This is a genomic window from Pseudomonas soli (genome assembly GCF_021283165.2).
Classification (GTDB): domain Bacteria; phylum Pseudomonadota; class Gammaproteobacteria; order Pseudomonadales; family Pseudomonadaceae; genus Aquipseudomonas; species Aquipseudomonas soli.
In genome coordinates this window covers 5946908-5964581 of sequence record NZ_CP128543.1, presented here as the reverse complement: position 1 = coordinate 5964581, position 17674 = coordinate 5946908, and the positions used below count along the sequence as shown (strand labels likewise).

Genomic DNA, 17674 nt, shown 5'->3' with positions numbered 1-17674 from the left:
TGGTTTTTCGAGGAATCATGGTCATGACTCCCCTACGTTTCACTTCAGGACGGATACTTCCGGCTGCCCTGATAGTCCTGCTACCGATGCTATCGGCGCAGGCGGCTTCGCTTTCTCTGGATGATGCGCTGCAATTGGCTGAGCGTAATGCGCCTTCGCTTCAGGCACGCCAGGAGCAGGTGTCGGCGGCGCGTCACTCCATCGTGCCAGCGGGTGAACTACCCGATCCGCGGCTTAACCTCGGGGTACAGAATCTACCGATCGAGGGCAGCGATCGCTGGAGCACCAACCGAGACTTCATGACCATGCAAGTGGTCGGGCTTTCTCAAGAGGTGCCCAACCGCGACAAGCGCAAAGCACGGGTCGAGACAGCACGGGCCACAGTCGAACGCGCTGATGCCGAAACTGTCTTCGAGCGTTTGAAGGTGCGCGCGGCGACGGCGCAGGCTTGGGTGGCCGCCTACACGGTGCAACGCAAGCTGCAACAGTTCGATGAGTTCTATAAGGAAAACCGCCTGCTGGCTTCCGTCGTGAAGGCTCGTCTAGCCGGCGGGGGCGGTTCGTCGGCCGATACGCTTGCGCCGAGCCAGGAAGTAGCACAGCTGGATGAACAAAAGGACCTGCTAATGAGCCAGGCGGCCCAGGCAAGAGCGGCACTCAAGCGCTGGGTCGGACAGGACGTGGATGCACAAGCACCGGCTTTTCCGCAGTGGCCAGTGAAAGCCCCGGAATACCTGCACGCCCTGCACGCGCATCCCGAACTGGCGGCCTACGGCGCCAAGACCCGTGAAGCCGAAGCACAGGTTCATCAGGCGGTCGCCGAGAAAAAGTCGGACTGGGGCTGGCAATTGGATTACCAACGTCGTGGTCCGGACTTTAGCAACATGGTCAGCGTGCAAGTCAGTTTCCAGTTGCCGCTGTTCACAGGCTCTCGCCAAGACCCAACGATCGCTGCGCGGCAAGCTGAGGTGCGCCAGCTGGAAGACGAGCAAGAGGCTGCGCTGCGTGAACATACCGAGCGGTTGGAGTCAGATCTGGCGGAATACCAGCGCCTGCAACGGGCAGTGACCCGTAGCCGCGAGACCCTATTGCCCCTCGCCGAGGACCGGGTTCGCCTGGCACTGGCGGACTACCGGGCGGGAAAGTCGACATTAAGTGAGGTGCTTGCGGCACGACGCCAGCGGGTCGAGGCCCGGCTACAGGATATCGACCTGCAAGGGCAGTTAGCCGCGACAGCGGCGCGCTTGCACTTCGCATATGGAGAGGTTCGGGCATGAGACCTATGTCGATAGGATTGGTCGCAGCGCTCGCACTGGCCATAGGTGGTGGTGCGGGCTACTGGCTGGCTCAACAGGCCCAAAGTGGACCAGTGCCGACACCAGAACAACGCAAAGCGTTGTACTGGTATGACCCGATGTACCCTCAACAGCACTTTTCTGAGCCTGGTAAGTCACCTTTCATGGACATGCCATTGGTCGCCAAATATGCCGATGGCACACAGGATCAAGCAGCGCCTGCGGTACAGATCAACACGGGTATACAGCAGAACCTCGGCGTGCGGCTCGCGACAGTGGGCCAAGGCCGCCTCGAACGCACGCTGCAGGTCAGTGGTGTGCTGGCCTTCGACGAGCGAGATTTCAGTGTGCTGCAAGCACGGACCGCAGGATTCGTCGAACGCACCTATGGCCGAGCCACGGGCGATGTCGTGGCCAAGGGCGCACCGCTGGCCGATGTCTTGACCCCTGAATGGGCAGGATTGCAGGAGGAGTATCTGGCACTGCGGCGCTTGGGCGATGGCGAACTGCAGGCCGCAGCCCGTCAACGCTTATTGCTGGCCGGAATGCCTGCCGAGCTCATCGAGCGGATCGCGCGCATTGGTAAGGTACAGAACCTTGTCACACTGCTAGCACCAAGCGCCGGGGTGATCCAAACGCTAGACCTGCGTCCGGGCATGAGCTTGGCGCCAGGGGCTACCCTGGCGCGGATCAATGGTGTGGCCAACGTCTGGCTCGAAGCCGCAGTGCCGGAGGCGCAGGCCCAGGGCCTGCGCGAGGGGCAGGCAGTGCAGGCGCATTTACCCGCCTATCCAGGTGAAGCCGTGCCGGGCAAGCTGACCGCTTTGCTTGCAGACGCCAACCCGCAAAGCCGTACTTTGCGCCTGCGTATCGAGCTACCCAATCGCGACGGCCGACTGCGACCGGGGATGTCCGCCCAGGTCGCGCTGCATCCAGCCGGGCAAATCGATACCACACTGCTAATTCCCGCCGAAGCAGTCATCCGCACCGGCAAACGTGATCTGGTGATGCTGGCCGAAGACCAAGGTCGTTTCCGCCCAGTGGAAGTGGTGCTGGGTCAAGAGAGCGGCGGCCAGGTTGCCGTGCTGCAAGGGCTGCAGTCAGGCCAGCGGGTGGTGACATCGGGTCAGTTCCTCATCGACTCCGAAGCCAGCCTCAAGGGCATTGAGGCCATGACCACGCAGGAATCCCCACCTGCACCAGCACTGCCAGCACTGCATGAGGCAGACGGACGTATCGTGCAGATCGAGGGCAATCAGCTGACGATCGCTCACGGTCCCTTCCTCACCCTGGGCATGCCTGGCATGACCATGACCTTCCCCGTGTCTGATCCCACGCTGATTGTCGGGCTGAAGTTGGGCCAACGTATTCGCTTCGGAGTTCGCGAGCGGGATGAGGGCATGGTGATCGAGCAGATCAATGCGCTGGAGAGTCAACCATGATCGCGAAACTGATTCGCTGGTCAGTGGGCAACCGAGTGCTGGTGCTGCTCGCCACACTGTTCCTGGTGGCCTGGGGCGTGTTCTCGCTGCGCAGCCTGCCGATCGATGCACTGCCGGACCTGTCGGACGTGCAAGTGATAATCCGTACCTCCTACCCGGGTCAGGCGCCACAGATCGTCGAAAACCAGGTCACCTACCCGCTGACAACCACCATGCTCTCGGTACCGGGGGCCAAGACCGTGCGCGGCTTCTCGGCCTTCGGTGACAGCTTTGTCTACGTGCTGTTCGAGGACGGCACCGACCTGTACTGGGCACGCTCGCGGGTACTGGAGTACCTGAGCCAGGTGCAGTCGCGCTTGCCGGCGTCGGCAAAGCCGGTGCTCGGGCCGGACGCCACCGGCGTGGGTTGGATCTTTCAGTACGCGTTGGTCGACCGCAGTGGCGGGCATGACTTGGCGCAATTGCGCAGCCTGCAAGACTGGTTCCTGCGCTTCGAGCTCAAGACCTTGCCGGATGTCGCTGAAGTGGCGAGCATCGGCGGCATGGTCAAGCAGTATCAGGTGGTGCTTGATCCGCTGCGGATGGCCAGCCTGGGCATCACCCAAGGGGAGGTGTCGGACGCTATCGGAAAGGCCAACCAGGAAACCGGTGGCGGCGTGCTGGAACAAGGCGAAGCCGAGTTCATGGTGCGGGCGTCAGGGTACCTGAAGACGTTGAACGACTTCCGCGCCATTCCCCTGCGCCTGGCCACCAACGGTGCGCCGGTGACACTCGGCGATGTCGCCACGGTGCAACTTGGCCCAGAAGCGCGTCGGGGTATCGGTGAGCTGGATGGTCAGGGCGAGGCCGTTGGCGGTGTGGTGATTCTGCGCAGTGGCAAAAACGCCAGGGAGGCCATTGCCCACGTCAAGGACAAGCTTGAAGCGCTGAAAAAGAGCCTGCCCAAGGGCGTGGAGATTGTCACGACCTATGATCGCAGCCAGCTGATTGACCGGGCAGTGGACAACCTCAGCCACAAGCTGATCGAGGAATTTATCGTGGTAGCGCTGGTGTGTGCGGCGTTTCTCTGGCACCTGCGTTCGTCGCTGGTGGCAATCGTCTCGCTACCGGTAGGGGTACTGATCGCTCTGATTGTCATGCGCCATCAAGGCATCAACGCCAACATCATGTCGCTTGGCGGTATCGCCATCGCCATCGGTGCGATGGTCGATGCTGCCGTGGTGATGATCGAGAATGCGCACAAGCGAGTGGAAGCCTGGCATGCACGCAACCCAGGGATGTCGCTGCGCGGCGAGCAGCACTGGAAAGTGATGACCGAGGCGGCGGTCGAAGTGGGGCCGGCGCTATTCTTCAGCCTGATGATCATCACCTTGTCGTTCATCCCGGTGTTCACCTTGCAGGCCCAGGAGGGACGACTGTTCGCTCCCCTGGCGTTCACCAAGACCTACGCCATGGCAGCCGCGGCAGGGCTGGCGGTGACCCTGGTACCCGTGCTGATGGGCTACTGGATTCGCGGCCCTCTGCCAGCAGAGGAACGTAACCCGCTCAACCGTGGTCTAATCCGTCTGTATCGGCCTGCGTTGGAAGTGGTGCTGCGCTGGCCCTGGATGACACTGGTTGGCGCGCTGGCGATCTTGTTCAGCAGCCTGTGGCCATTGAGCCAGCTGGGTGGGGAATTCCTACCACCGCTGGACGAAGGTGACCTGCTGTACATGCCCTCGGCCCTGCCAGGCCTGTCGGCGCAAAAGGCCTCGGAGCTGCTGCAACGCACCGACCGGCTGATTCGTACCGTGCCCGAGGTCGCCAGCGTGTTCGGCAAGGCTGGTCGAGCCGAATCAGCGACCGACCCGGCGCCGCTGGAAATGTTCGAAACCATCGTGCGGCTCAAGCCGAAAGATCAGTGGCGTCCGGGCATGACCACCGAAAAGCTGATCGAGGAACTCGACCGTACGGTGCGGATACCGGGCCTGACCAACATCTGGATTCCACCGATCCGTAATCGTATCGACATGCTGGCCACCGGCATAAAGAGCCCGATCGGCGTAAAAGTGGCGGGCAGCGACCTGACGCAGATCGACCGCACGACCCAAGCCATCGAGCAAGCCGCCAAAACCGTGCCCGGTGTGACCTCGGCACTGGCCGAACGTTTGACCGGCGGCCGTTACATCGATCTTGACATCGATCGCCAGACTGCATCGCGATATGGCCTGAACATTGCCGATGTACAGGCCATCGTCGCTGGTGCCATTGGTGGTGAGACCATCGGCGAGACGGTCGAGGGCCTGGCGCGCTACCCGATCAGCGTGCGCTACCCCCGCGAATGGCGCGACTCGGTTGAAGCCTTGCGCCAACTGCCGATCTACACCGCGCAAGGCGGCCAGATCACTCTCGGCACCGTGGCCCATGTGCGCATCACGGACGGTCCGCCGATGCTCAAGAGCGAGAATGCCCGCCCATCTGGTTGGGTATACATCGACGTGCGCGGTCGTGATCTGTCCTCTGTGGTCGCCGATCTGCGCCAGGTGGTGAGTCGCGAGGTGAAGCTCGATCCTGGCATTAGCCTGAGCTATTCCGGCCAGTTCGAGTACCTGGAGCGCGCCAACGCACGTCTGGCCTGGGTGATACCGGCGACACTGGTGATCATCTTCGTGCTGCTCTATCTGACTTTTGGCCGCCTCAGCGAGGCGTTACTAATCATGGGCACTTTGCCTTTTGCCCTTACCGGCGGCGTGTGGCTGCTGTACCTGATGGGCTTCAATCTGTCGGTGGCCACCGGCGTGGGCTTTATCGCCCTGGCTGGGGTCGCGGCGGAGTTCGGGGTGATTATGCTGATCTACCTGAACAACGCATGGGCCGAGCGACAGTCCAATAGTGAGCGCACGCAACTGGCGCTACTGGAAGCGATCCGTGAGGGCGCGGTGCAACGCATCAGACCCAAGGCGATGACGGTGGCGGTGATCGTCGCAGGCCTGCTGCCAATTCTCTGGAGTGATGGTACCGGCAGCGAAGTGATGAGTCGCATCGCCGTGCCCATGGTGGGCGGCATGCTCTCTGCTCCCTTGCTCTCTCTGTTCATTGTTCCTGCGGCGTATTGGGTAATCCGGCGCCGTGATCTCGCGATTACCAATGATTCCAAACCAGGAGAAACACAATGAAAAACGTCAATTTCAGCGCTTTACTGATGTTGGCTTTCGCGACGGGCGCGCAGGCCCAGGCCAGCATGGAAGGCATGGACATGAAGAACATGCCGATGGAAGGAATGGACATGAAGACCGAGCAGGCGGTACCGGTAGCCCATGCAGAGGGTACGATCAAGGCCATTGATGTCGAGCAAGGCAAAGTCACCTTGGCACACGGGCCGGTGGCTACGTTGAAATGGCCGGCGATGACCATGGTGTTCAGGGCCACCGCGCAGCAGCTTGAAGGATTGAAGGTAGGGGACAAGGTAAGGTTTGGCTTCCGGATGCAGGGCAGTACCACAACGATTGTTGATATCCGAAAAGAGTAAAGCGCTCTAGTCCCATAGAGTCGTCCCTTGAACACACGAGGCAGCTCCCTTGCAGGAACTGCATAGCGGCGCTTAACGCAAACGACTGGTCAAGTCGAATGCAAACGGGTGGTCAAATAACCGCAATTACCCAAGCACGCTGCTGGAGCTAATCCAGCAGCCGGCCAATGACTATGTGCGCACCTTCTTCAAGGGCTTCGACGTGTCCCGCGTGCTCAAATCTGGCGACGCCGCGCCGCTGCACCCCTCGGCATTCTGCTAGGCTTGCAGCAAAGCGTTGGAACCGACCCGCCAGCTTCCACACCGGCCAGCCCCTCCACCATGAAGTACAACCGCAAGTTGATACAGGCGATCATGTGGGACAGTATCAACATCGCCGAAGTGGTGGGCGCGCAGGTGATCAGTCTCGACCAGGCGCCATAAGGCTACGGCGAGTTCAACGCCAGTGTACCGAAGAAGTTCGTCATCGATCCGCACCGAACCGTTTCCTGAGCAAGGTCTTGACTCTCAGCTATGACGGCCATCGGGCGCTTCGATAGGAGGCCTCTATTTCGCCTGTGTCAGAGTGGTACTCCTTGGGGCGCTTATCGTCCAGGGTAGATACTGCTAATACGTAGCTCAAACCATGGAGCGGTTCATGCCGGCGCTGCCGCTCGACCATTCCGGACTCGCCACGACTGTCGATAGTCGCGGATTCTTGGCAGTTTCTGCAGCCTGCATGGGGTAGAGAGTTACTCTGCATTCACCAAGTGAAGGTCGTGCCTTTATGCCGGCCTGGCCTTCAACCTCTAGGAACCTTGCAAGGAGTAGTTAAATCCAGCGCTGAGCGATACGAAGATGTTTGAACGTCCATCATCCCGAGAACTGTGTGGAACAGGTTGTCATGGCTCAATGGTGAGTTTTCCTGACTTCTTAGACAGTCAACGTTAAGCCCTTCGCTCTTTGCTAGCGAATCCGACATCCAGAGCACCAATGGAACCTTGGTCTGCTCATCCGGAGCCATTGCATAGGGCAACCCATGCAAGTAGAGCCCCCCCTCACCCAGTGACTCCCCGTGATCCGAGACATACATGAGTGCAGTGTCGAATTTGGTGTTCGAAGCCAGAATGTCGATCAGCCCGGATGTCACATAGTCGGTGTACAAGATCGAGTTGTCGTAGGCGTTGACCACCTCTTGCTGCTTACACTTGTCGAGCTCATTCGTCTCACACACAGGCTCGAATTTCCTAAATTTCGAGGGGTAGCGTTTGTAGTAGGCAGGACCGTGGCTTCCTTTGTAGTGGAGCACCAGAACAGCATCGCCCGCCTGCCGCTTGATGAAGTCCTCCATCTCAGCGAGTAGCACCCCGTCCTTGCACTCGTCACTGGTGCATAGTTGGGGATCCGCGCTTGGGACCACCTTGCGGTTGGGCACACGGTCGCACACCCCTTTGCACCCTGAGTTGTTATCAGTCCACATGACGCTGATCCCCGCGCGCTGAAGCACATCGAGCAGCCCTTCACGGCTCTTGGCTAAGCCGTCCTTGTATTCATCTTTTCCCACATCTAGGAACATGCATGGCAGCGAAACTGCGGTTGCGGTACCACAAGAGCTCACATTCGAGAAGCTAATGACATTGCGCTTTTGAAGCTCCGGATTGGTATCACGGGAGTAACCGTTGAGCGAGAAGTTAGCAGAGCGCGCAGTTTCCCCCACAGCCAGCACCAACAGTTTGGGCTTTCGAACCGCCCCTTGTCGATTTACTACCGCATCAGCACCAATGACCGTTAGCGTTTTAGGCGTTGCCAGTTGGCGTTTAAGGTATCCATGACCGGCCGCAAACAAGTTCGTGGGTACCAAGATGAGTCGGATCTCTCGGTTGTTCCGTAGCAAGGAAGCATAGGATTGGTACTGACTCAGAACGATGCCGGATAGGGTGACCAGAGAGATTGAAAGGGCAATGAGTCTGCTGGCAAGTGCCTTCGTCCAGGGCTTGCGTCGAAGAGGGACCTGGCCGATCAAGCAGACGGGTAGCCCCCCCACCATGGCTACCCATAGGAAGAGTTTCCAATTCAACAGCTCGGAAACCTCACCGACATCGGTCTCCACGACGTTGGTGAACATCGTGTAATCAATAACGATGCCGTAAGCATTCATGAAGTAGCTTGCGAAAGCCGCACTGATTAGGACCAGACATAGCAGTGGTTTTGCAAGCCGTCCCCACGACAGCAGGCTGAGTACAGTAAACACCCAGGCAAACACAAGCACCGGCAGGCTGGCTGCAAGCAGCCAGTTAATTTCATCGGTGCTGAATACCAGCTTCCAAACCAGAGCCCAGAGCTCAGCGTTCGCGAACAGCAATAACCACGCAGTCACTAATCCGATGAGTAGATTGGTACTTACCCCATTCTTTCGAACATTGTGTATAGCAAACATCCACTTACCGAGCAGGATTTGAGCATTAAATTTTGACGGAGCCATTTTGAAACTCTGAGATCCTACTCACCCATGACGCTTGTTGCTATGGACTATTCGGAAGCTGGCAAGCAAGCTGTCGACAGACGCTAAGCGAATGCGGCGGCGAGCACCTGAGGCCGTGAACCCCATAGCTTGAGAGCGCGTAGGATGTGTGAGATAGATGGATTAGAAGAGCGAAGAGAGTTAAATCTCGCTAGCCGCATTATTTCTGGAGTCTGATAACGACACGATGACCTCATGATTACAATGCTGACAGAATTACCGCAATGACTTTTCGCTCGCCATCGCTGACGCTATGCTAAAAATTAGGGCGTCTTCAACTGTAAAACTTTCGATATCCTTTGCGCAGATTAATTAATTTTCACAAACCAAGCACCCTAGCTTTGTCGTACGCTCACGTTTGAACTTAGGGCTTCACTTAAAAGTCTCTGCCTTGAGCAGATAACCTTTTCTCCGATGCTACTCGTGGATAGGCACTAATTCTGAGGGGCGAACATTATGAAGATTTTCAAAGATTTGTTGGGCGGCCACCATGGTCGCGGTAACCACGGCGGCGGTAAGCATTACGGCGGAGGACATGAGAGCGACCGACATGAGCGACGGGACGGCCATCAGAATTGCGACAATAGCGGCCGGTCGGGCGATGGCGCACGCCCAATAGCCGAATCCACCATCAAGGATCTGAAGGCCTGTGGGCAGTGCCGGACGGCAAACGATCCGTCAGCACGCTTTTGTCTAAACTGTGGGACACCACTATCTAGTGGCTGCGCTGCTTGCGGCTCGCCCCTAAGCACCGGGGCAAAATTTTGCAGCCAATGTGGCCAAGCGGCGCTCTGAAACTAGGCAGGAAACAAAAACGCGACCACCGCCCTACGCAAGGAGAAATACGTGGGATCGAATCATGATCATGGTAGTTCTGCGGTACGTGAAGAGCATCAGAAGAAGCTAGTCATGGCACTGGCCTTGACCGGCAGTTTCATGATCGCAGAGGTAATCGGCGCATGGATTACCGGCAGCTTGGCACTGCTGTCGGACGCCTCTCACATGTTCACCGACACTGCAGCCCTAGCGATCTCATTGATTGCACTCCAGATAGCCAAGCGGCCGGCCGACCAAAAAAGAACCTTTGGCTATGCGCGCCTGGAGATACTCGCATCCACGTTCAACGCTGTGCTGCTGTTCATGGTGGCGATGTACATCTTGTACGAGGCGTATCAGCGGTTCTTCATGCCAGCAGAGATCGCTACAGGAGCCATGATGTGGATCGCTGTCGCGGGCCTGGCCATCAACCTGATTTCGATGCGACTCCTTGCATCTGCGAGCAATGAGAGCCTCAATGTCAAAGGGGCCTACCTCGAAGTCTGGAGCGACATGCTCGGTTCGGTGGGAGTGATCATCGCCGCCCTTATCATCCGGTTCACCGGCTGGGGTTGGGTCGACACGATTGTTGCTGTAGCGATCGGTCTTTGGGTACTGCCACGGACCTGGCAATTGCTTCGAGAAAGCTTAGGGATACTCATGGAGGGTGTCCCCAGAGGTCTAGATGTCTCGACAATCGAGTCTAAGATCCTCAGTGTCGATGGCGTTACAGCCGTCCATGACTTGCACGTCTGGGCCGTCAGTAGTGGCAGCAACGTACTGACATCGCACGTCGTAGTGCGGGACTCTGTGGACGGGGATGCCGTACTGGCGGCTGTTGTAGATGCAGTCAGCGATGCGTTTGAAATACACCACTGCACTATTCAGATTGAGCGGACAGCCTTCCACGAAAGTGTTCCATCGCCATCACATTGATCGGTCGTGAACACCTGGCCAGTGCCACCTTCCAGGCCGAGGGTATCAAAAGACAGTAGCACTTTATCTCTCGGGTTTCTCCACTTTCTAAAGCAGGCTCAGCGATGGCTTGGATCATCACGAAGTACCTACTCACTGCTGTGATGGTTACCCTCGTATCAGAGCTCGCAAAAAAAGTGATAAGCCAGGTGGACTGATCGCTGCTCTGCCCCTAATCGCCGTCATAACGCTAATCTGGCTCTACCTTGAGAAGCAGAGCATGGAGAAAATCTCCAACCATGCCTGGTATAGGCTATGGTATGTGCTTCCGACACTGCCGATGTTCATCGCGTTCCCGCTGCTCTTGCCCAAGCTGGGATTCTGGCCGACGCTCTTCGCCAGCTGCATCATCACAACTGCAAGCTTCTTTGGCTTTGCCCTGCTGCTGCGTCGATTTGGTATCGAGCTTCTATGATTCGAGTACATAGAGGCTTACCACTTTAGCCGGTCAACGACTATTGATGCACTCGCCCTTCACCAGATAACGAACCATGTGCAGCTCTCCTTGCGAATCCTCGTAAGTCATCATGCTGCTCAGGTTACCGCAGTACCGCACGCTGGGCGAAACGTACACTAACTTACAAATGTCGAGATTCATGCCGTAGGTGTAGTCCTCAAGCTCAGGCATTGGCTTTTTAACACTCTGGGCATAGTCAGCTGTAGCAACTCTTGCAGCACGTTCGGTTCGCTGATTGATCTCCATGCCACTTTGTGCATTGGCTGTTAGTGATGAAAAGAGCATAAACACGACAATAGCGGATCTAGTTGTATTCATGAGAAGTCCATTAATAAAAAAGCGCCCGTTACAGGGCGCTAAAATTCACCTTGCCAAGGGAGCATATGGTTCCAAGGTGAATGCATTGGCGTGAGTAGGTTCTCGTTACTCCCACCATGCTGCTTCGGATTCAGACGCCCCAAAGCAGCGCTGCCTGTGTGCAGCTTTCAAACTAGCAAAGGCGGCTAACGACAAGATGATGGTGGAATTACAATTTGGACATGTAATAGATTGTAAAATAATTACCCTGCCCGCCTTAGATTAAAATTCGAGCGCGCTTAACGGGGGGAGCCCTATAGCCGTGGGGCGAACGACAGGTGGCAAGCTCGCATCCGGCTCTTACGCTCGATGGCATCTCCGTAGCTAAGCCAACGCTGCCTGACAGAAATGCTGCCTTCCCCGGCCAGATCAGCCTATTATAGGCGCCGGAGCGGAAAACCGCTGTAAGCCCCAGAGTCCGCTAAGCTCAGGAAGGTAGCCTCGCATGACTGTCAGCAGTCTTACGGCTACATTACAAATTTGTAGGATTTCGCCGCGGCCAGCTACTTCGCGTTAAGATTCAAGCGTCCTCAGGTGACCAAGGCGTATGGATAGAGGTAGCGACTACCACATGCCATGCACACAGCCGACCCTTCACGCATTCTGTAAGAACAACCTTGGCGGATTAGGCCAACTCCTTCCTCATACCTTGAGATAAGTTATGCGCGTTCTAGTTGTGGAAGACGAAATCAAAACTGCCGAATATCTTCAGCAGGGCCTGTCCGAAAGCGGATATGTCGTAGATATTGTGCACAATGGTGTTGATGCACTGCACCAGTTCCATACTAATGATTACTCGCTTGTTTTACTGGATGTTAACCTCCCGGGCATCGATGGTTGGGATCTGCTGGAAACCATTCGCAAAACCAGCCGAGTTCGCATCATCATGCTAACTGCTCGCGGGCGTATCAATGACAAGCTCAAGGGCTTGGACGGTGGCGCTGATGACTATCTCGTGAAGCCGTTCGAGTTTCCCGAATTGCTAGCACGCATACGCTCACTGCAGAGGCGTGGTGATGAATTAGTCGAGAAGAGCTCGCTGAAGATCGCCGATTTGGAACTCGACTCCGTACGGCATCGCGTCTTCCGCGGCGGCACACGCATCGATCTTACCACCAAGGAGTTTGCTCTCTTGCACCTATTCATGAGCCGCCCAGGCGAAGCCCTGACTCGCTCCCAGATCATCTCGCTGGTCTGGGACATGAATTTTGACTGTGACACCAACGTCATCGATGTCGCCATCCGGCGCCTGCGCTCGAAGATTGATGACCCGTTTGAAACCAAGCTCATTCACACGCTTCGAGGCATTGGGTACGTTTTTGAGGAGCGCGCATGAGGCCATTCAGCCTGGCTGCAAAGCTGGGGTTAAAAGTTGGATTGATGAGTGCAGTATTGCTGCTTCTCTTCGCCACCTTCGGATACCTGATGGTTGGCCAGGCTCTTGAAAGAAATGCCAGGACTGACCTCGAAGTGAAAATGGAGGGCATGGCTCACAACCTGTCCACAATCTCGGATCTCTCCGGCGTCAACGCAGACGCGCACCAGCTTGTTGATTTGGTCATGGGCCACAACAACCTGTACGTAAGCATTTTCGACTCGACAAGTAATCAGGAGCCACTGCTCTCGATAGGCTCTAAGCAAGTCAATTTGGAGGTACACCGCTTCCTGGCAGGGGCAAAGGCGCAAGAGCACGAATGGCGTGATAATCAGGGTCGCCCCCTTCTCAGTGCCTCTCGTGTTATGAGCTTGGGCGACGGCACCGCAGTCAGCGTCTACATGACCATGGACCAGTCTTCCAATGAGGCTCTGCTCGGTGCATTGCTTACCTGGGCACTGATGATGTCACCGCTTATCCTTGCGCTGATCCTGACCATTGGTTGGTGGACCGTACGCCGTGGGCTCCTGCCACTGACCAAGTTCCTAAAGGTTGCCTCGAAGATTTCCACCGAAAGCCTTGAGCATCGATTGCCAACGGAGGGAATGCCCGCAGAACTCAAAAAGCTCGCAGACGGAATCAACATCATGCTGGCTCGCCTGGATGAAGGGGTTCAGCAGCTATCGCAGTTTTCTGACGACCTTGCTCACGAGCTCAGAGCACCGCTGTCCAACCTGATGGGTAAAGCCCAGGTCGCATTGACCCGAGAGCGGTCGCTTTCCGAGTACCGCGAAGTTCTTGAGTCCTGCACAGAAGAGCTAGACCGTATGAGCCGCATGGTTTCCGACATGCTGTTCCTGGCTCAGGTCACTCATCCGGCCTCCATGGTGGAATTCGAAGCTGTGTCTTTGGTCGATGAGGTACAGCGGGTGTGCGATCTTTTCAGCATCTCGGCCGAAGAAGGCGAGATTCAGCTACAGATCTCTGGCAGTGATGATGTCGTCCGCGGCAACCGCCTTATGATTCAACGAGCTGTCTCGAACCTGGTGTCGAATGCAATCCGCTACTGCCCTCGTGGCCGAACGGTCTACGTGAAGGTGCAACGCGGCACAAACGGCACAACCTTGAGTGTCGGTAACCCTGGCCGCGGAATCGCTAAAGAACACCATCCGCATCTGTTTGAACGGTTCTACCGTGTAGACAAGAGTCGAGCACGCAGCGAAGGTGGTACGGGACTCGGCTTGGCCATCGTCCAGTCGATCATGAGCCTGCATCAGGGGTCGGCGAGTGTGGAAGTTACCGATGAGAACTTCACGTGGTTTCACCTTCATTTTCCTGAAGCCCAGCTAAACCAGCCAGCTCTGAGCGCTGCCTAAATCGCCCCCGCATGAAAAGGCCCGCCAACAGGCGGGCCTTTAGGTTTCTGCCCAAAACATCAGTGCCTGATGACCACTGGCTCCATGGGGGCCCGCAGAATAACCGACTTTATGATCCGTTGTTCTTCAGAATTGGCGTTCTTCCAAAGGTGGGAAAAATATTGAGCATTAACCTTTTCTTGGGCGCTGACGCTACCAGCTTCATCGATGAGGCGCATGGTCGAGTAGACACAGATCAGTGCAAGAATAAAGAATGCTGTCGCCACCACCATGACGTAACGCTTGGCCAGAATCGGCGCACGCTTGAGCTCCAGGATCGAGGTATTCGCAGCCTTTGTAGCTACCGAAAGCTCCAGTATCAGGGGTTGGATGGCAGTGTCGACTCCACGGCAGGCAGCGGAATAGGCCTCCGCAGCGGCGTGCAAAGCGACCTCCTCAGCATTGGACCAAAGTCTTTCAGACTTCCGGACCTCTCCTTGGATCTCCCGGCCTACAGCATCCACCTGCTCCACCAGCTCGTTCGACTTCTCCAAGACAGCGGTACAGACTCGCGTCTGAGACGCCAGCTCGTCGAGCTGGAGGGTGAACCTCTCAGTGCATCGGCGAAAATCATTAATGGCAGCTGCCCAGGGCTCAATTTCTTTCATGGCTATCTCCTAGAGCGGCCAGTAGTGCCGCACTGAGTAAATGCATTAGATATCAGAATTGTTATTTTATTTGAAGAAACCTGAGTACTCCCTCGACAGCGCCGAGATAGACATGATCCTTCCAGATTTACAGATTTAACGCATCCTGCCGCTCACAAAAATTACGGAATTGTAATTAGCGCCTCACCTTGCCGTTAGCTTCGCATTCCTAAACTACAAACCAACAAAGGCCGCTATTCAGGCAGGCCTAGTAGAAACCGAGGCACTAAATGAAATTTGTAAAATCCATCGCTTTTGGCAGTCTGCTGCTTGGTCTTATGGGCACCGCCTATGCTGAAGGTGGTTTCGAGCGAGCGAAACAGTTCCACGAGAATTTCCGAAATGAACAGGCTCGTATATGGAGCGATGACTCGTCGGACCAGAGCAAGCAACGGGTCGCTCAAGAGCAACAGAAAGAGCGCAAGGATGCCAAGGAACAAGCCGAAAACTAATCGGCGTCTCAATAGGATTTAAAATGACGAAAGTAATCGACAGAAAAGCCAGGTTAACGCTTGGCTTTTTTGTGCTTACATTTAACCTTGACCCGTCCGGAAGTCTCCGGCTTTAGTTTCCCCGACTAGACCTTCTGCATTTTACTTAACCCCTTTCCAACTACATAGCAATAGTTGGCTGGCGTTCGCCTGGGTGATTTCGATGCATCCCAGATTGGCAGGCAGTTGAGCTTTGCTGTCACGCAAGCGCTTCGACAAGTAGAACGAGCCATCGCCCGGCCATTTAGAAGGATCCTTGATGTTCTCGGACTTCCCGTTGCTGTAGAACTCGGATGAATACGAGCGATGCCCAGGATAGATCAGGGGAGCAGATTGAGTAGACTGTGCATTCAGCCACGCTTGCACGACATCTCGCTGATTCTGAGGTCTCCTCTCCAGCACGCCCGGGTAGATGATGCTTGCACCGATGATGGGCAGCGCCATCGCACTCGCAGCGGCTACCCAAGTTGTCTTTGGCCCGACCTCACTGATGCGAGCAGACAGCAGCAAAGCCCATGCTGGTAAAGCCGGAAGCAGGTAGGTCCAAAGAATGTTGCCAGCGAATGTGAAAAAGACTGGAGTCGCCAGCGCCCAAAGCCAAAGGTAGGCCTCAAATCTCTGTATTGATCCATTTCTGCGAATCAGCGATGGAAGGAAGAAGACCCACGGCAGCAACGCTAAGCCGAGCTGGATTCAGATAGTCCCATATGGCTTGGCGTGAGCGCTCCCATAGAGATCACCTGCCCAATTGCTGACGACATAACGGCTCCAGTGCTCGCCTAAGAAGAAGTACTCCATGAAGCCTGGCGTCTTCATCTCAGCCGCGACATACCAAGGCACCGATATGCCTAGCATCAGGACAAGGCCATCTGCTGTGTGCCGATGTTGATAATGATGAAACAACTAGCCAAGTGCAGTAGCCAGGCAGGGAAGCGAGCAGCGAACTCATTGACACCGAAGAGCGTCATGCTCGCGGCTTGCGTCCAAAAAGACAGCGGTGGTTTCCCCAGAACGGTACCCCGTAGTCAAACATGGGCGTGATCCAGTCATTCAGCTCGACCATCTTGCGCGCCATTTCCGCGTAGCGGGCCTCCGATGTATCCATCAGGGGGTAAACACCTAGGCTCTGTACGAAAAGTTTTGTGGGAGCGGGCTTGCCCCGCGATGGAGTGCGAAGCGCTTCTGTGCCCGATATCAAATACGCCGTGAATTCGGGCTTTGCTGCCGCGTTGCGGCAGATCGCGGGGCAAGCCCGCTCCCACAACGATGGATAACCATACTTTTCGTACAAAACCTAGTCCCGATAGGCGCAAGACCAGAATCATGCCCAGGATCCACCAAAGAGCTTGCTCGTTTTTCAGACTCAAAATTTCTTGCCCTCGATCGAAGAAACCGAGGGGGGCAAAGGCATGGGATCCGGCTTGCTGCTGTTCTTCAAGAAGTAGAGGGGGCGACGCTTCACCTCAGCGAGTGTCACGCCCACGTATTCACCCACCATAGCGACGCCCCCGCATATGAATGAAGACATTCCGACGAGCAAGTGATGACTACTGGCCAGCAATGGGGCAACAAACCCGGCCATCAACAGCGCCAAGAAAATTAAATAATGCACTCCCGTTGCTATTAGTCCAACCCCTAGATAGCGAGCCAGAAAAATTATATGAAGCGGGCTTTTGTTTTCCATTTGAGAAGACTATGGAGTAAAAGGTGAAAAAAATGAATTACGTATCATTCCGGATGCGGCACGAAGCACGTACAAATAAAGATGGAAGTTGGCGCGCTAAGCTAGCACGCCAAAACATCAACAGGATTACTTGATAATTACGCTTTCGCAATAAAGGCACTCCAATAACGTAGGCATGACCTAGAAATTACAATCCTGACAAAATAAGGAATAGCAGATCAGCATTAGGATAAATTCGTCCGTTCAAGGGGGACGACAGGGTTACACAAAATGAAACACTTCCTGACGTCGGCATTTCTTACAGTCCTGACATTCTGGATGATCTGCCAATTGATGATCAGTTAGCTCTAGAGTTTTTCGCAACGGCTCGCTGTGCCAGCTTCAAGCAGGCTCCTCGAGCGCTAAATGTGCCCGTAGTAGGCCTTCGGACGCGCCTGGAAAAGCTTGAGGAACACATCGGTGCTCCAGTATTCGTTTATAAGCTCAACAAGCTTGCCCTGACCCGCACCGGCGAGAGGGTCAGCTTTTACCTGTCTCAACTGTTCGGCCCCGAGGGCCTTGGGAACGCCTTCGTGACTCGCCTGCAGTACATCTTCTGATCAGTTTTCGACCTTGCGTAAAAAGCCGGGGACGCTCAACGCGCCCCCGGCTTTTTTCTGCCGACTGCTTTCAGTGATCAGGTGTCTCTACGATAGGGCACCACAGATCAGCG

General features: G+C 56.0%; 14 protein-coding genes and 3 pseudogenes. 12 read left to right on the top strand and 5 right to left on the bottom strand.

Annotation, left to right across the window (positions count from 1 at the left end; all coding sequences use genetic code 11):
• The first annotated feature begins 23 nt into the window (after positions 1-23).
• The 5 genes and pseudogenes from LU688_RS27520 to LU688_RS27500 all read left to right on the top strand — a co-directional run.
• Complete coding sequence (locus LU688_RS27520; protein WP_232887911.1) at positions 24-1277, top strand: TolC family protein; 1254 nt, start codon at positions 24-26, stop codon at positions 1275-1277.
• Positions 1274-2737: an efflux RND transporter periplasmic adaptor subunit gene (locus tag LU688_RS27515; RefSeq protein ID WP_232887912.1), complete on the top strand. Its 1464-nt coding sequence runs from the start codon at positions 1274-1276 to the stop codon at positions 2735-2737. The genes LU688_RS27520 and LU688_RS27515 overlap by 4 nt, the downstream gene beginning before the upstream one ends.
• Entirely contained in the window at positions 2734-5892 is a 3159-nt protein-coding gene (locus LU688_RS27510) for an efflux RND transporter permease subunit (protein WP_232887913.1), read from the top strand. The genes LU688_RS27515 and LU688_RS27510 overlap by 4 nt, the downstream gene beginning before the upstream one ends.
• The gene (locus LU688_RS27505) at positions 5889-6245 is read left to right on the top strand and encodes a copper-binding protein (RefSeq protein WP_232887914.1); all 357 of its coding nucleotides are present in this window, start codon (positions 5889-5891) and stop codon (positions 6243-6245) included. The genes LU688_RS27510 and LU688_RS27505 overlap by 4 nt, the downstream gene beginning before the upstream one ends.
• A gap of 278 nt (positions 6246-6523) precedes the next feature.
• Positions 6524-6737: pseudogene (locus LU688_RS27500) on the top strand (formaldehyde dehydrogenase, glutathione-independent); the annotation flags it as partial.
• A 289-nt stretch (positions 6738-7026) separates the two neighbouring features.
• Here the strand turns inward: LU688_RS27500 and LU688_RS27495 are convergent.
• Positions 7027-8706, bottom strand: coding sequence for a phosphoethanolamine transferase (locus LU688_RS27495; RefSeq protein ID WP_232887915.1), 1680 nt, complete (start codon positions 8704-8706; stop codon positions 7027-7029).
• A 495-nt stretch (positions 8707-9201) separates the two neighbouring features.
• On the opposite strand from LU688_RS27495, the gene LU688_RS27490 reads away from it, so the two are divergent.
• The 3 genes and pseudogenes from LU688_RS27490 (at position 9202) to LU688_RS27480 (ending at position 10951) form a co-directional block, all read left to right on the top strand.
• Positions 9202-9540 (top strand): zinc ribbon domain-containing protein, encoded by a 339-nt coding sequence (locus tag LU688_RS27490; RefSeq protein WP_232887916.1) that lies wholly within the window; start codon positions 9202-9204, stop codon positions 9538-9540.
• A gap of 51 nt (positions 9541-9591) precedes the next feature.
• Positions 9592-10497, top strand: a complete 906-nt coding sequence (locus tag LU688_RS27485) for a cation diffusion facilitator family transporter (protein WP_232887917.1) — start codon at positions 9592-9594, stop codon at positions 10495-10497.
• Between the two features lie 104 nt (positions 10498-10601).
• Positions 10602-10951: pseudogene (locus LU688_RS27480) on the top strand (DUF3147 family protein).
• A gap of 33 nt (positions 10952-10984) precedes the next feature.
• Here the strand turns inward: LU688_RS27480 and LU688_RS27475 are convergent.
• The gene (locus LU688_RS27475; protein WP_232887918.1) at positions 10985-11311 is read right to left on the bottom strand and encodes a DUF2790 domain-containing protein; all 327 of its coding nucleotides are present in this window, start codon (positions 11309-11311) and stop codon (positions 10985-10987) included.
• Between the two features lie 700 nt (positions 11312-12011).
• On the opposite strand from LU688_RS27475, the gene LU688_RS27470 reads away from it, so the two are divergent.
• Entirely contained in the window at positions 12012-12686 is a 675-nt protein-coding gene (locus LU688_RS27470; protein WP_232887919.1) for a heavy metal response regulator transcription factor, read from the top strand.
• Entirely contained in the window at positions 12683-14101 is a 1419-nt protein-coding gene (locus LU688_RS27465; protein ID WP_232887920.1) for a heavy metal sensor histidine kinase, read from the top strand. The genes LU688_RS27470 and LU688_RS27465 overlap by 4 nt, the downstream gene beginning before the upstream one ends.
• A gap of 59 nt (positions 14102-14160) precedes the next feature.
• On the opposite strand, the gene LU688_RS27460 is transcribed toward LU688_RS27465, so the two are convergent.
• Positions 14161-14748 (bottom strand): hypothetical protein, encoded by a 588-nt coding sequence (locus LU688_RS27460; protein ID WP_232887921.1) that lies wholly within the window; start codon positions 14746-14748, stop codon positions 14161-14163.
• A gap of 269 nt (positions 14749-15017) precedes the next feature.
• On the opposite strand from LU688_RS27460, the gene LU688_RS27455 reads away from it, so the two are divergent.
• Complete coding sequence (locus LU688_RS27455) at positions 15018-15239, top strand: hypothetical protein (RefSeq protein ID WP_232887922.1); 222 nt, start codon at positions 15018-15020, stop codon at positions 15237-15239.
• Positions 15240-15380: 141 nt separating this feature from the next.
• Here the strand turns inward: LU688_RS27455 and LU688_RS27450 are convergent.
• Together LU688_RS27450 and LU688_RS27445 are read right to left on the bottom strand one after the other, a co-directional pair.
• Positions 15381-16473 (bottom strand): annotated as a pseudogene (locus LU688_RS27450) (ArnT family glycosyltransferase).
• A 168-nt stretch (positions 16474-16641) separates the two neighbouring features.
• Complete coding sequence (locus LU688_RS27445; RefSeq protein WP_232887923.1) at positions 16642-16962, bottom strand: GtrA family protein; 321 nt, start codon at positions 16960-16962, stop codon at positions 16642-16644.
• Between the two features lie 233 nt (positions 16963-17195).
• Here LU688_RS27445 and LU688_RS27440 point away from each other — a divergent pair, with 233 nt between their 5' ends.
• Positions 17196-17561 carry a helix-turn-helix domain-containing protein gene (locus LU688_RS27440; protein ID WP_312668603.1) on the top strand — a complete coding sequence of 122 codons (366 nt, stop codon included), beginning with the start codon at positions 17196-17198 and terminating at the stop codon, positions 17559-17561.
• Positions 17562-17674 lie beyond the last annotated feature (113 nt).

Coding starts and splice junctions, on each gene's coding strand:
- LU688_RS27515 (WP_232887912.1), top strand. CDS start 1,274: ATGAGACCTATGTCGATAGGATTGGTCGCAGCGCTCGCACTGGCCATA.
- LU688_RS27455 (WP_232887922.1), top strand. CDS start 15,018: ATGAAATTTGTAAAATCCATCGCTTTTGGCAGTCTGCTGCTTGGTCTT.
- LU688_RS27475 (WP_232887918.1), bottom strand. CDS start 11,311: ATGAATACAACTAGATCCGCTATTGTCGTGTTTATGCTCTTTTCATCA.
- LU688_RS27465 (WP_232887920.1), top strand. CDS start 12,683: ATGAGGCCATTCAGCCTGGCTGCAAAGCTGGGGTTAAAAGTTGGATTG.
- LU688_RS27510 (WP_232887913.1), top strand. CDS start 2,734: ATGATCGCGAAACTGATTCGCTGGTCAGTGGGCAACCGAGTGCTGGTG.
- LU688_RS27490 (WP_232887916.1), top strand. CDS start 9,202: ATGAAGATTTTCAAAGATTTGTTGGGCGGCCACCATGGTCGCGGTAAC.
- LU688_RS27495 (WP_232887915.1), bottom strand. CDS start 8,706: ATGGCTCCGTCAAAATTTAATGCTCAAATCCTGCTCGGTAAGTGGATG.
- LU688_RS27460 (WP_232887921.1), bottom strand. CDS start 14,748: ATGAAAGAAATTGAGCCCTGGGCAGCTGCCATTAATGATTTTCGCCGA.
- LU688_RS27520 (WP_232887911.1), top strand. CDS start 24: ATGACTCCCCTACGTTTCACTTCAGGACGGATACTTCCGGCTGCCCTG.
- LU688_RS27470 (WP_232887919.1), top strand. CDS start 12,012: ATGCGCGTTCTAGTTGTGGAAGACGAAATCAAAACTGCCGAATATCTT.
- LU688_RS27445 (WP_232887923.1), bottom strand. CDS start 16,962: ATGGAAAACAAAAGCCCGCTTCATATAATTTTTCTGGCTCGCTATCTA.
- LU688_RS27505 (WP_232887914.1), top strand. CDS start 5,889: ATGAAAAACGTCAATTTCAGCGCTTTACTGATGTTGGCTTTCGCGACG.